The sequence below is a fragment of the Desulfofundulus australicus DSM 11792 genome, from assembly GCF_900129285.1.
Taxonomy (GTDB): domain Bacteria; phylum Bacillota; class Desulfotomaculia; order Desulfotomaculales; family Desulfovirgulaceae; genus Desulfofundulus; species Desulfofundulus australicus.
The window spans coordinates 56677-69650 of sequence record NZ_FQUW01000006.1; the positions used below are offsets into that span (position 1 = coordinate 56677).

At 50.1% G+C, this 12974-nt stretch carries 13 protein-coding genes; 3 read left to right on the forward strand and 10 right to left on the reverse strand.

Annotation, left to right across the window (positions count from 1 at the left end; genetic code table 11):
• Window position 1: 1 nt before the first annotated feature.
• Window positions 2–433: a hypothetical protein gene (locus tag BUB44_RS01970; RefSeq protein ID WP_131821568.1), complete on the reverse strand. Its 432-nt coding sequence runs from the start codon at window positions 431–433 to the stop codon at window positions 2–4.
• A gap of 163 nt (window positions 434–596) precedes the next feature.
• Here BUB44_RS01970 and BUB44_RS01975 point away from each other — a divergent pair, with 163 nt between their 5' ends.
• A complete protein-coding gene (locus BUB44_RS01975) occupies window positions 597–1061 on the forward strand; it encodes a MarR family winged helix-turn-helix transcriptional regulator (RefSeq protein WP_242655802.1) in 465 nt (154 codons plus the stop codon).
• A 28-nt stretch (window positions 1062–1089) separates the two neighbouring features.
• Window positions 1090–1455, forward strand: coding sequence for a hypothetical protein (locus BUB44_RS01980; protein ID WP_073162805.1), 366 nt, complete (start codon window positions 1090–1092; stop codon window positions 1453–1455).
• A 5-nt stretch (window positions 1456–1460) separates the two neighbouring features.
• On the opposite strand, the gene coaBC is transcribed toward BUB44_RS01980, so the two are convergent.
• From coaBC to BUB44_RS02025, 9 genes are all read right to left on the reverse strand, one after another.
• Entirely contained in the window at window positions 1461–2678 is a 1218-nt protein-coding gene (gene coaBC / locus BUB44_RS01985) for a bifunctional phosphopantothenoylcysteine decarboxylase/phosphopantothenate--cysteine ligase CoaBC (RefSeq protein ID WP_073162937.1), read from the reverse strand.
• A 19-nt stretch (window positions 2679–2697) separates the two neighbouring features.
• On the reverse strand, window positions 2698–2898 hold the full coding sequence (gene rpoZ, locus BUB44_RS01990) for a DNA-directed RNA polymerase subunit omega (protein WP_027356491.1): 201 nt from the start codon (window positions 2896–2898) through the stop codon (window positions 2698–2700).
• A 32-nt stretch (window positions 2899–2930) separates the two neighbouring features.
• Complete coding sequence (gene gmk, locus BUB44_RS01995; protein ID WP_073162807.1) at window positions 2931–3545, reverse strand: guanylate kinase; 615 nt, start codon at window positions 3543–3545, stop codon at window positions 2931–2933.
• Window positions 3546–3547: 2 nt separating this feature from the next.
• Window positions 3548–3829, reverse strand: a complete 282-nt coding sequence (gene remA / locus BUB44_RS02000; RefSeq protein WP_027356493.1) for an extracellular matrix/biofilm regulator RemA — start codon at window positions 3827–3829, stop codon at window positions 3548–3550.
• Window positions 3830–3851: 22 nt separating this feature from the next.
• Window positions 3852–4730: a YicC/YloC family endoribonuclease gene (locus BUB44_RS02005; protein WP_073162808.1), complete on the reverse strand. Its 879-nt coding sequence runs from the start codon at window positions 4728–4730 to the stop codon at window positions 3852–3854.
• 57 nt (window positions 4731–4787) lie between these two features.
• Window positions 4788–5981: a pyridoxal phosphate-dependent aminotransferase gene (locus BUB44_RS02010; RefSeq protein ID WP_073162810.1), complete on the reverse strand. Its 1194-nt coding sequence runs from the start codon at window positions 5979–5981 to the stop codon at window positions 4788–4790.
• Between the two features lie 23 nt (window positions 5982–6004).
• The gene (locus BUB44_RS02015) at window positions 6005–7183 is read right to left on the reverse strand and encodes an LL-diaminopimelate aminotransferase (RefSeq protein WP_073162812.1); all 1179 of its coding nucleotides are present in this window, start codon (window positions 7181–7183) and stop codon (window positions 6005–6007) included.
• 19 nt (window positions 7184–7202) lie between these two features.
• Window positions 7203–8045: a diaminopimelate epimerase gene (dapF, locus tag BUB44_RS02020; protein WP_073162815.1), complete on the reverse strand. Its 843-nt coding sequence runs from the start codon at window positions 8043–8045 to the stop codon at window positions 7203–7205.
• Window positions 8046–8176: 131 nt separating this feature from the next.
• A complete protein-coding gene (locus BUB44_RS02025) occupies window positions 8177–10924 on the reverse strand; it encodes a calcium-transporting P-type ATPase, PMR1-type (RefSeq protein ID WP_073162817.1) in 2748 nt (915 codons plus the stop codon).
• Between the two features lie 285 nt (window positions 10925–11209).
• Between BUB44_RS02025 and BUB44_RS02030 the strand changes: the two genes are divergently transcribed.
• Complete coding sequence (locus tag BUB44_RS02030; RefSeq protein ID WP_073162818.1) at window positions 11210–12967, forward strand: Rqc2 family fibronectin-binding protein; 1758 nt, start codon at window positions 11210–11212, stop codon at window positions 12965–12967.
• The last annotated feature ends 7 nt before the right edge of the window (window positions 12968–12974 follow it).

Genomic DNA, 12974 nt, shown 5'->3' on the forward strand with positions numbered 1-12974 from the left:
CTTATCTCTCCCTGCCGCCGAACTTTAAACGGGGTATACATTCTCCCGGAGGTGAAACAGAAACTACCGGGATTTTTTTACTCCTTCTTTCCTGGCAATTAGTTTTATTAACCGGCGAGTCACCTGTTATGGCATTTTTATCACTCATCTGCGCGGGTGAACGACTTTCCTGCGCCGGAAAACGGGGTGCATGGGTAATGGTAATACTATTTAAGATAAATTCTTCTTCCTGAACCAGCTCACCATTGCTATAATAACGGCGCCGTATCTCGGCCCTTGGAATAAAGGCTGCAAACTCCGCCGGCACATCCAGTTTACTGCGCCGGCTCATAATCATGTTCAACTCCCCGAGCCTGATGTCAACCCTGTCATTCTGGCGCCACTTATCTCCCTGTGCATGTTGAGGTATGGAAAACCAGGGATGGAGAAACATGGCAAATCACCCCTGGTATATTCTACTACCCGGGAAACCAAAAAGATACACCCGGGAAACCATTCTGAAAACCTGGCCATAAAAAATGGGATCAGCCATTGACGAAAATATTTAATATATTTACAATTAAAGTACGGATTACTTTTGAATGGGAGGATTTTTCTTGCCTCCAGAAAACAACCAAATCCAGGGAGAAGGTTATCTGGCCGTACGCACCGTGATCGAGCTAACCCGAACCATGGATCTGCTTGAAGACCTGCTGGCCAGGCATTTGGCCCATTTCAACCTCTCCCAGCCCAAGTTTAATGCTCTAATGGAACTTTACTATGCAGGGGAAGAAGGCCTCCCCCTTTCCGAACTGGGGGAGCGCATGCTGGTAAGCCGGGCCAATATTACTGGACTGATTGATCGCTTACAAAGGGACGGGCTGGTGGTTCGGGCGGTTGATCCTAAAGACCGGCGCGTGATTCGCGCTCAACTTACTCCCCGGGCTGTACAGCTTATTCACGGAGTTTTACCTCTGCACATGAATTTACTGAAGCAGGCCACAGCCAGTTTAAACCCCGAAGAAAAGGAAACCCTTATCCGCCTGCTGACCAAGTTGCAGGAAGGTTTAGAGAAATTATAAATAATTTTGTTAAGGGAGTTGATTTTTCATGAAATGTACCAGATGCCAGGAAGAAATACTGCCCCAGGACAGCTATGATTATTACGGGCAAACTCTATGTGAGGACTGTTATATTGCCGCCCTCCAGCCTCCAAAACCCTGTGACCCGACTGCTGTAGCCAGCGCCACAGCTACCAGAAAACAATTGGGACAAACAGGTACGGCAGGTTTGACGCCGCTCCAACAAAAAATTTATGCATACATTAAAGAAAAAGGGAAAGTAACCAAAGAAGAGGTGGCCAGCTTTTTAAATCTGCCCCCATGGGAACTGGAAAGACAATTTGCCGTCCTGCGCCATTGTGAGCTGGTTAAAGCTACCAAAGAAGGACAGCAAATATTTTTAACCTTATGGTAAAATGTTTAACTGTTGCTATTCCCGGTGGAACGAAGCTCTCTAATAACGTCGAAAATACGGTGTGCCAGCATCTTCTTATCCATTAGCGGTAAGGATTGCATGCGGCCATCACGGTAAAACAATTTAACAATATTGGTATCACTACCGAACCCCGCCCCCGGCCGCGTTACATCGTTGGCTACGAGCAAATCCAAATTTTTAGCGTGCAGTTTATAATGAGCATTTTTTTCCAGTTCCTCAGTTTCAGCAGCAAATCCTACCAGCGTTTGATCTGATTTTTTGCGTTGCCCCAATTCATACAGTATATCGGGATTCTTTTCCAGTTCAAGAAGCAGGGTTCCTTCCTGCTTTTTTATTTTGTGGCTGGCCACTATTTTGGGACGATAGTCAGCCACCGCCGCTGCTTTAATCACTATATCCTGCGCAGGAAATCGTTCCATTACCGCTTCATACATTTGCTGGGCAGTCTCAACGGAAACCAGTTCCACCCCCGCAGGCGGGCTCAAACTGGTAGGAGCTGATACGAGGGTAACCTTAGCCCCACGCTGTAAAGCTGCCGCCGCCAGGGCATAACCCATTTTACCTGAACTGCGGTTAGAAATGTAGCGTACCGGATCTATCGGCTCCCTGGTTCCCCCGGCAGTAACCAGGACTTTCAAGCCCTTGAAATCAGCCGGTGAAGATAATAATCCTTCAATGGATTCCAGAATGATTTCGGGAGACGGCAAACGTCCCCTGCCCTCCGCACCACAGGCCAGACGTCCCTCAGCTGGCTCAAGAATATGGTAACCCAATTCAGCAAGCCGTTTAAGGTTTTGTTGTACCGCCGGATGAGCATACATCTGAACATTCATGGCCGGGCACAGGAGCACTGGACAGGTTGCCGCCAAAACCAGGGTGCTTAAAAGATCATCGGCATGGCCATAAGCCAGCCTGGCCAGGACATTTGCCGTGGCCGGCGCTATGACAATTAAATCGGCCTTCCTGGCCAGCTCAATATGGGGAATAGTTTCACCGTCAGGAAGATGACCGAAAAGAGCGGTATATACCGGCCTACCTGTTAGAGCGGTAAAAGTTAAAGGCTGCACAAACTCCTGTGCCGCCCGTGTCATGACCACGTCTACCAGGGCACCGGCTTTAACAAGGGCACTAGCCAGTTCGGCAGCTTTATAAGCGGCAATTCCCCCGGTTACACCCAGGATAACGGATTTACCTGAAAGCATACCTTCTTCTCCTCTCATCTCACTTAACTCCATGTTTGGTCCGCCGGTAACGGATTTGCCCCTGTACTACCTCATGCAGTGCCCTGGTAACCGGTTTGGTTACCGGGTCATCCTCCTCACCCTTTTCGGTTAACATTCTCGCCCTTTTTGCCACCACCACGACCAGCGTATAACGGCTATCTACTTTCTTCATTAATTCATCCAGAGAAGGTTGATTCACAGCCATCCCCCGCACTTTACCGGTATTTTATTCTAGAGGTCACTTAAATTACCCCAGCTTTTATCTATTTTCAGGCGCTGGGGACGACATTTTTCAGCTAAAATAATGGCTTGCAGAGTAGCAACAGCCTCTTCTACCTGCCGGTTAATCACCACATAATCGTAACGTTTAAGGAAACCCAACTCCGTATTGGCCCAGTGTAATCGCCGCTGAATTTCTTCGGCAGAATCTGTACCCCGGCCGGTAAGACGTTCAACCAGTACAGCCCGTGAAGGAGGGAGGAGAAAAACCAGCACTGCCGAGGGAAATTTCTTCTTTACCTGCAATCCTCCCTGGACATCGATCTCCAGGAGCACGTCCTCACCCCTGGCCAGGGCATCTTTCACAGCCTTTAAAGGTGTACCGTAATAGTTGCCGTAAACCTCTGCCCATTCCAGCAATTCTCCAGCATCAACCATTTGCTGGAATTTTTCCCGGGATACAAAAAAATAATTAACTCCGTCCACTTCCCCTGCCCGTGGCTTCCTGGTCGTAGCGGAGATGGAGAGGTGAATGCCCGGTTGTTTTTCCAGCAAAGCCCGGCAAACGGTGCCCTTACCGGCCCCCGAAGGGCCGGATAACACCATCAATATACCCTCAGCTTTCATAGTTATTCATCCGCTCGCTCTTCCAGCTGGGCGGATGTACTCTCCTTGTTAACCAGGCGATGGGCCACCGTCTCCGGCTGTACAGCAGAGAGGATTACATGATCGCTATCGGTGATAATTACCGCCCTGGTACGACGCCCGTAAGTAGCATCGACAAGCTTGCCCTGATCGCGCGCCTCATTGATAATGCGTTTAATGGGAGCTGATTCAGGGCTGACAATGGCCACAATACGATTCGCCGAAACAATATTACCAAAGCCAATATTTATCAGTCTAATGTCCATTACTTTCCCCCCCGTCACGGGATTATTCAATATTTTGAACCTGCTCCCGCATTTTCTCCAGTTCGCTTTTTACCTCTACTACCATCTGGCTAATCTCAATATCAGGAGCCTTGGAGGCTATGGTGTTGATTTCCCGGTTCATCTCCTGAATCAGAAAATCCAGCTTGCGACCAACGGGGCTACCTTTCTCCAGTAGTTCGCGAAATTGACTTATATGGCTGGCCAGCCGTACCACTTCTTCAGTAATATTAGAGCGTTCAGCAAAGATGGCTACCTCCATGGCCAGCCGGTTCTGATCCAGTGGAATATCTGGCAACCATTCCCTTATTCTTTGTAGCAAGCGTTCGTGGTATTCTGTTACCACCTTTGGCGCCCTGGCCTTTATTTGCCCGTTTATTTCCGCAATTCTTTCCAGGCGACGGATCAAATCCATTTTTAGTTGCTTACCTTCGGCCAGGCGCATTTCCACCAAACTATCCAGAGCCTGTTCGATGGCCTGGGAAACAACAGGCCACCAGGTTTCAACCTCTTCCTCGGGTTCAGCCAACACCAGTAACCCCGGCAGGTTAATCAGATGCTGGATGGTAACAGGATCAGTTAAACCCAGGGTCACCTTTAATTCTTCCATTGCCTTATAATACGATGCTGCCAGGGCTTTGTCAACTTTTACAACCGGCTCCTGCTCACTGCATTCCTCCACCGAAAAGTAACCGTCAATCCTTCCGCGGGAGATGTGGGATTGAATTAGCCTTCTGGCCCGATCCTCCAGGGAAACCATATTTCGGGGTAAGCGCAGTATAACTTCGCAAAAACGATGATTGACGGATTTAAGTTCCACCGTAAATTTCTTGCTCTCCCCGTATGCTTCACCCCGGCCGAAACCGGTCATGCTTTTAAGCAACAAATCCTGCTCCTTTCCTTAATAAATGTTAGAGCAAGGGGAACGATTTCGTTCCCCTTAGTCAATCCGGGAGACAAACTGTTCAATGCGGTTAAGCCCTTCTTCAATATTTTCCATGGATGTGGCATAGGAAAGACGGAAGCAGCGGTCATCGCCAAAAGCCACTCCGGGAACCACCGCCACTTTAACTTCATCCAGGAGAAGGCTGGCCAGATCACTGGCCCCGTGTATTCGCCTTCCTTTATACTGACGACCAATATACCCGGCTATTGAAGGAAAAACATAAAACGCTCCATGGGGAGTGCTACAGGAAATCCCCGGCATGGCGTTCAAGCGCTGAAGCATGTAATCGCGCCGCCGCTGGAACTCCGCCACCATCTCCTTTAAGGGTTCCTGGGTTCCGGTTAGGGCCGCCACACTGGCTGCCTGAGCAATAGAGGTAGGGTTGGATGTGGAATGGCTTTGCAAATCAACCATAGCTTTAGCCACTTCCGCAGGAGCAGCAGCATAACCAATGCGCCATCCCGTCATGGCGTAAGCCTTGGACATGCCGTTGATAATCACAGTCAGTTCTTTTAAGGCCGGGCTCAATGAGGCTATACTTATATGGCGGTAATCATCATAGATCAGCTTTTCATATATTTCATCGGAAATGACTACCAGGCCGTATTCTTCAATTACTTTCCCGAGCTCCAACAATTCATCCCTGCTGTATACCGCCCCGGTTGGGTTACCGGGAGAGTTTAAAATGACCATCCTGGTACGGGGACTGATGACCGAACGAAGCTGCTCAGCCGTCAATTTAAAGCCGTTTTCCTGGCTGGTCTGGATAATTACCGGTACGGCACCAGCAAGCTTTATTTGCTCCAGGTAAGTAACCCAGTAAGGTGCCGGCAGGATAACCTCATCTCCCGGTTGCAGGAGCACCATCATGGCGTTATAAAGTGAATGTTTGGCCCCCACAGAAACCACTATCTGGTCTGTGGTGTAATCCAGGCCGTTGTCGACCTTCAGTTTTTTTACAATGGCTTCCCTTAATTCCAGAATACCACCCACCGGGGTATATCTGGTCTTTCCCATACGGATAGCGGCCATGGCCGCCTCTTTTATATGCTCCGGAGTACCAAAATCCGGCTCACCGGCACCAAAATTAATCACCTTTTCCCCGGCAGCAATCATTTTCTTGGCCCGGGCATCGATGTCCAGAGTAGGTGAGGGACTGATATTTTTAGCCCTGTCTGCCAGCCTCACAGTTGATCATCTCCTGCAGTAGTTTAGAATTTGACCGGTCCGAGATTACTCTTTAACCGTTCTACCGCTTCCCTTAAGCGGGCGGTATCTACAGTTAGAGATATCCGGAAATAACCTTCCCCGTTGGCACCATAACCGGTACCTGGCGTTATTACCACCCCGGTTCTTTCCAGTACCAGCTCCGCAAAAGATTCGCTGGTATACCCGGTGGGAACAGGAGCCCAGATATAAAAAGTTGCTTTTGGTTTTTCCAGTTTCCAGCCCAGAGAATTCAAACCTTCCACCAGGATATCCCTGCGCTCACGGTAAAGTTCGTTTACCCGGTTGATAACTTCCTGCGAACCATTTAATCCTGCCATAGCAGCATACTGGATGGCCTGAAATTGCCCGGAATCCAGGTTGGATTTAAGGCGACCCAGTGCCTCGATAACCTCAGGACAACCTGCAGCCCAACCTATCCGCCAGCCAGTCATATTAAAAGGTTTGGAAACAGAGCCAAACTCAATACCCACCTCTTTGGCACCGGGAACCTGTAAAAAGCTGGGCGCACGGTAACCATCGAAAGCTATTTCCGTGTAAGCAGCATCGTGACAAACCAGCACGTTAAATTCCCGGGCAAAAGCAACCACTTCCGCAAAGAATGCTTCGTCAGCCACTGCACCTGTGGGGTTGTTGGGATAATTGATAAATATCATTTTCGCCCGGCGGGCCACTTCTGTGGGGATAGAAGCCAGATCGGGGAGATATCCCCGCTCAGCCTTTAATGGCATGTAATAGGGAACTGCCCCGGCCAGAATAGCTCCTCCAGCATAAACAGGATAACCCGGGTCTGGTACCAGCACCGTATCCCCGGGGTTCAAGTAGCACCAGGAAATATGAGCAATACCTTCCTTGGAACCGATAAGGGCAACCACTTCGGTCTCAGGATTCAATTGTACCCCGAACCGCCTGGCATACCAGCTAGCAACCGCTTGCCGGTAGCAGAGCATCCCGACGGATGATGGATACTGGTGATTGGCCGGATTACGGGCCTCTTTAACCAGTTCCTCAATAATATGATCGGGAGTAGGTTGGTCAGGATCGCCTATCCCCAGGCTTATTATATCTACACCGGCAGCTTTTTTTTCCTCAATCAACCGTTCCACACGGGCAAAGAGATAGGGAGATAAATTTTTCAGGCGTTGTGCTTGTTCAAACCGCAAAATTGATACCTCCTTTTTTCTAAATACAGGGAATATGACCGCAAAAAACTTCCTCTGCCGGTCCGGTCATAAAAAGATGCCCATCTTCTCCCCATTCAATGTCCAGGATTCCTCCCGGAAGGTGAACCATGACCTTACGACCCGTCAGGTTGTTCAGCACACCTGCCACCACAGTGGCACAGGCCCCTGTACCGCAGGCCAGGGTAGGCCCGGCACCCCGCTCCCAAACCCTTACCTTAACCTCATTCCTGCTTAAGACCTGCACAAATTCGACGTTAGTTTTTCGAGGGAAAGAGGGGTAATTTTCCAGTTTGGGCCCCAAACCGTACAGGTCTACCTGTTCTACATCGGGTACAAAAAGCACACAGTGGGGATTACCCATAGAAACGGCAGTTATATAAAAGGTCTGTCCTTCAAGAACCAGGGGTTCATTGATCACCATCCCCCCCGGGCCAATCATGGGTATTTCCTCCCTTTCCAAACGGGGAGTACCCATGTTTACCTGCACTGCTGCCACCCGACCCTCTTCCACCACCAGGCGGGGAATCATTACTCCAGCCCTGGTTTCAATATGCATCACTTCCTTTTCAATCCCGCCCCGCTCATAGAGATATTTAGCCACGCAACGGATGGCGTTACCACACATTTCTGCCTCAGTGCCATCCGAATTGATGATTTGCATAAAAACATCGGCATTGGGGCTGGGACGGATTAGCACCAGCCCGTCAGCTCCAATGCCCCGGTGGCGATGACATAGGCGCCGGGCATATTCCGGTAAATTTCTTCCCTCCGGCCATTCCTGTTTAGTCAGGTCCATCAGAATAAAGTCGTTACCCAGGCCATGCATTTTAAAAAATTCCAAGCAGAAAAGCCCTCCTTATTAGTGGTATAACACCCATCTTCTGTTCCTGGAGGCGGTACCAACCTTAAAAGGACAAAATTATTACTTCGCCTTATATAGTGGTTTTCCTGCAAAAGATTAAAATTTTGGTCCTATACTTTAATATACATAACTTTTTCCCTGGCCCGCAACTGCAGGTGCCTGTAGAAGGTATTCAATAAAGGTGGAGCCAGGGAGATCAAAATTATTAGTAACCAGTGTGTTAGATTTAGAGGCACAGTATGAAATACCGGCTGTAAATAAGGAACATAGGTAACCGCCAGCTGTAAAGATATAGAACAGAGAACGGCCATGAGCAAATGAGGATTGGAGAATAACCCTATTTCCCAAATGGTATGCTTTTCCGAACGACAGGTAAAGACAAAAAACAACTGGGAAAACACCAGAGTATTAAAAGCCATGGTTCGAGCAAGCTCCAGGCAGCCCTGACTGAAAATATGAACACCGGCAAAGACCAGCAAGGTACACATACCAATGGTTAATCCGCTACCCAGGATACGCCAGGCCAGACCGTGAGCAAAAATGCTCTCACGGGGGTGACGGGGCAAACGGTACATAATATCGGCATCCGGCGGATCCACCCCTAAAGCCAGGGCCGGCAAACCGTCAGTAACCAGGTTCATCCACAAAATTTGAATGGGTAAAAGGGGTAGAGGAAGCCCGGCCAGCACAGCGAAAAACATAACCAGTACCTCTCCCACATTGCAGGAAAGGAGATATCGAATAAACTTGCGGATATTATCATAAATACCCCGCCCTTCCTCTATGGCCGCCACGATGGTGGTAAAATTATCATCGGCCAGAACCATGGAAGAAGCTTCTTTGGTAACGTCCGTACCCGTTATGCCCATGGCGATACCGATATCTGCCTCTTTAATTGCCGGGGCATCATTAATCCCATCTCCGGTCATGGCTACTATGTGTCCCGCTTCTTTCAATGCCCGAACAATGCGCAGTTTATGACGGGGTGAAACCCGGGCGTATACGGTTACTTCCCCGGCTACCTTTCTTAATTGATCATCATCCAGCTGATCCAGTTCTTGTCCAGTTATAATACGTCTCTGTCCTCCCAGTATCCCCATTTCCCTGGCCACAGCCGCTGCAGTAAGGAGATGATCCCCGGTAATCATTACCACTTTAATTCCGGCCCGGCGACAACGCTGTACGGCGCTTAACGCAGCCGGCCGGGGCGGATCGATCATACCCGCAAGGCCTACAAAAACCAGATTTTGTTCTACTTCTACCTCTGTTAGCTCTTCAGGAGATTTTGGACCCAACCTGCGCCAGGCCAGGGCCAGAACACGCAAGGCACCAGAAGCCATGCTGGCATTTTGACGCAGGATTTCCTTCCTCTGGTGAGGAGTTAAAGGAATTATTCGACCGTGATGGTAATGGTGAGTGCATAACTCGAGTATAACATCGGGAGCTCCCTTGACATAGGCAGCCAGGGTACCGTCGTTATGCCTATAAACCACAGACATACGCTTGCGCTCGGAATCAAAAGGAATCTCCATCACTCTTTGTTCGTAACGCTCCAGTTCTTCCCGCCAGAACCCTGCTTTAGCCGCCATAACCAGCAATGCCCCTTCGGTGGGATCACCATTAATGGACCATACAGGTGACTCCCGGCGAGCCAGATTACGAAACATCCCCCCTATTGTTACCCCGCTGCGGGTAAGCAGGGCATTATTGCACAGAGCAGCAATCTTAAAAAATAATTGAAATTCTTCAGAACGGGGGGAAAGGGTAGTAACCACCTCCCCCTTGGGATCATAACCTTCTCCCGTAAATTCAACGGGAAATTGCCCTATAATTGCCCGGCGTACCGTCATTTCATTTTGCGTTAGGGTTCCGGTTTTATCGGAACAGATTACTGTAGCACAACCCAGGGTCTCCACGGCCGGAAGTTTACGGATTATGGCCCGGCGCCGGATCATGCGCTGTACTCCGATGGCCAGGGCCATTGTGACAATAGCAGGTAACCCCTCAGGAATAGCCGCCACAGCCAGGCTAACCCCCGCCAGGAACATCTGGCCAGCCGGCTCACCGCGATAAATGCCCACCGCCACCACCAGAGCACAAATCAGCAGGCAAAAAGCCACCAGCCACCGGCCCAACTGGGCCAAACGGCGTTGCAGGGGAGTCTCTTCACCACCAGCCTCTTGAATTAACCCGGCTATACGGCCCATTTCGGTGGCCATTCCTGTGGCCACCACAATTCCCCTGCCCCGTCCCCGGGTTACCACTGTTCCCTGATAGGCCATATTACGGGCATCACCGGGAGTAACCTTTTCCAGAATGGGTTCTACCCTCTTCTTCACAGGAAGGGACTCACCTGTTAGAGCGGATTCCTCTATTTCCAGGTTTACCGCCTGTATTAAACGCAGGTCTGCCGGTACCCGATCGCCCGCTTCGAGCAGCACCACATCACCGGGTACCAGAGTTGCAGCGGGAATCTTTTTCTCATTGCCTTCCCTAACCACCCTGGCTTCGGGCGCGGTAAGCTGCTTTAAAGCTTCCATGGAGCGCTCTGCCCGGTATTCTTGTATACATCCTAAAATGGCATTAATAATTACAATGATAATAATTGTTGCAGCATCCAGGAATTCTCCTAAAAACCCGGAAATAACAGTAGCTCCCAGCAAAATTAAGACCATAAAATCCTTAAATTGCTCCATGAATATTCGCCATAAAGGTACCGGGGGTTGCCTGGTCAGTTCATTTGGCCCAAAACGACTGATCCTATCCCTGGCTTCCCGCTCGTCAAGACCCCGGTGCGGGTTTGTTTTAAGCACTGCCGCTACTTCTTCACCAGTTAAGGAGTACCATTGTTCCGGCATTGGCCCTCACCCCTACATTTACAGTTTGTCCCAACTTAAGCTTATGCCTGGATACCGGCAAAAATAACCCCGGGATATAAAGGGTGGCCACACTCTTTCACATATGAAGCCTGCGCACCAGGCAATTTGGCAAGCGGTACTCCTGTTCACCGTGTCCCGGTTCTGCCACAGCCTTGCACTGCACCGGCCGGAGTGATATACTGTTAACAAGTGTTTATGAACCGGCTTTAGCATTTTATCCCTGATTAAAATGCCCTTGAGGACTGGGAAAGAAGGAATTTCCTTATGCCCTTTGACGGACTGGTGCTGGCAGCAATACAGAAGGAACTGGATGGCGAGCTGCTCGGGGGACGTATTGATAAAATATACCAGCCCTCTCCCCTGGAGGTACATCTGCTCATTCACCGCCCGGGAACCCGGGCACGCCTGTTGCTTTCCGCTCATCCGGAAAACGCCCGGGTACATTTGACCGGGCGGGCAAAGGAAAATCCACCCTCTCCACCGGTATTTTGCATGGTCCTGCGCAAGCACCTGGAGGGAGGCCGCATCCGGGGAATCCACCAGCGGGGGCTTGACCGGGTTCTGGTTTTTCAGGTCCAAACCCACGACGACCTGGGGGAGCCCTGCATAAAAGAACTTATCTGTGAAATTATGGGACGGCACAGTAACATCATTTTGGTTAATCCCGTGGGAGCACAAATTATTGACGCCATTAAACGCTATACTTATGCCGTGAGCCGCCACCGGGAAGTTTTACCCGGACGGTTATACATACCTCCTCCGGAACAGCATAAACTCAATCCTCTGGAATTGAAAGAAGAGGAATTCCGCCAGATGTTGCTTGAAGCCCCACTGGAAACCCCTGTAGCCAGTATTTTACAGCGCATCCTGGATGGTATCAGCCAGGTGATGGCCAAAGAGATACTTTACCGGGCCGGGTTGGCAGAGGACCTTATTCTGGATCACTGCGGGGAATATGAACTGGTAGCCCTGTGGCGGACAATTAAACAACTGGCCGGTGCTATTGCCCGGGGAGAGTTCCAGCCTTCCCTGGTTTTGGACGAACAGGGCAGGCCGAAGGATTTTGCCGCCTTTGATTTAACCCATTTTCACGCTTTCACCCGCCAGCAGGGGAATATGAATGCACTGGTGGATCTTTTTTATACCGCCAGAGAAGAGGAGCAGAATTACAAAAGCAAAAAACAATCCCTGCTCGCCGTTGTGCGGCGGGAGATGGGCCGCCTATCCCATAAGCTTTCCCTGCAGGAAGAAACTCTGGCCAAAGCCGAACAGGCAGAGGAATATAGAATCTCCGGGGAACTGCTTATGGCCAACCTGTACCGCCTGGAAAAGGGTGTTAACGAGGTAACCCTGGAAAATTTCTACGATCCATCTAAAAAGATGATAACCATCCCTCTCGATCCCAGCTTGAGCCCGTTACAAAATGCCCAGGCCTATTTTAAAAAATATACCAAGGCCAAACAAACCAGAGAGGAAACCAGCAACCGGATCGAACAAACCCGCAGGGAACTGGAATATCTAAAAAATGTGGAAACGTCCATAATCCTGGCCACAGCCGTATCGGAACTGGTGGAGATAAGAGAGGAACTGGAGGAGCAGGGTTACCTTAAACCGTCAAACAGGGAAAAGAAAAAGGAACCGGGAAAACCCCGGCCCCTTGTTTTTACTTCCACCGATGGTTTTACCATTTTAGTTGGACGGAACAACAAGCAAAACGATTATCTCACCCTGCGCCTGGCCAAAGACGATGATATCTGGCTGCACACCAGGAACATTCCCGGTTCCCACGTGCTCATCCGGACTGGTGGACGACCCGTTCCCCAAACCACCCTGGTCGAAGCTGCCTCCCTGGCCGCTTACTTCAGCCGGGCCAGGGAATCGCAAAACGTGCCGGTTGATTATACCCTGCGCAGAAACGTACACAAACCCCGGGGAGCACGTCCCGGTTACGTTATCTACACCGGACAGCGCACCCTTACCGTTGATCCCGATCAGGAACTGGTAGAAAGGCTCAAGGCGTAACCGCCGG

Bases quoted from the DNA above. Each gene is read 5' to 3' on its own strand.
- BUB44_RS01970 (WP_131821568.1), bottom strand. From the start codon at position 433: ATGTTTCTCCATCCCTGGTTTTCCATACCTCAACATGCACAGGGAGAT.
- BUB44_RS01980 (WP_073162805.1), top strand. From the start codon at position 1,090: ATGAAATGTACCAGATGCCAGGAAGAAATACTGCCCCAGGACAGCTAT.
- coaBC (WP_073162937.1), bottom strand. From the start codon at position 2,678: ATGCTTTCAGGTAAATCCGTTATCCTGGGTGTAACCGGGGGAATTGCC.
- gmk (WP_073162807.1), bottom strand. From the start codon at position 3,545: ATGAAAGCTGAGGGTATATTGATGGTGTTATCCGGCCCTTCGGGGGCC.
- remA (WP_027356493.1), bottom strand. From the start codon at position 3,829: ATGGACATTAGACTGATAAATATTGGCTTTGGTAATATTGTTTCGGCG.
- BUB44_RS02025 (WP_073162817.1), bottom strand. From the start codon at position 10,924: ATGCCGGAACAATGGTACTCCTTAACTGGTGAAGAAGTAGCGGCAGTG.
- BUB44_RS02030 (WP_073162818.1), top strand. From the start codon at position 11,210: ATGCCCTTTGACGGACTGGTGCTGGCAGCAATACAGAAGGAACTGGAT.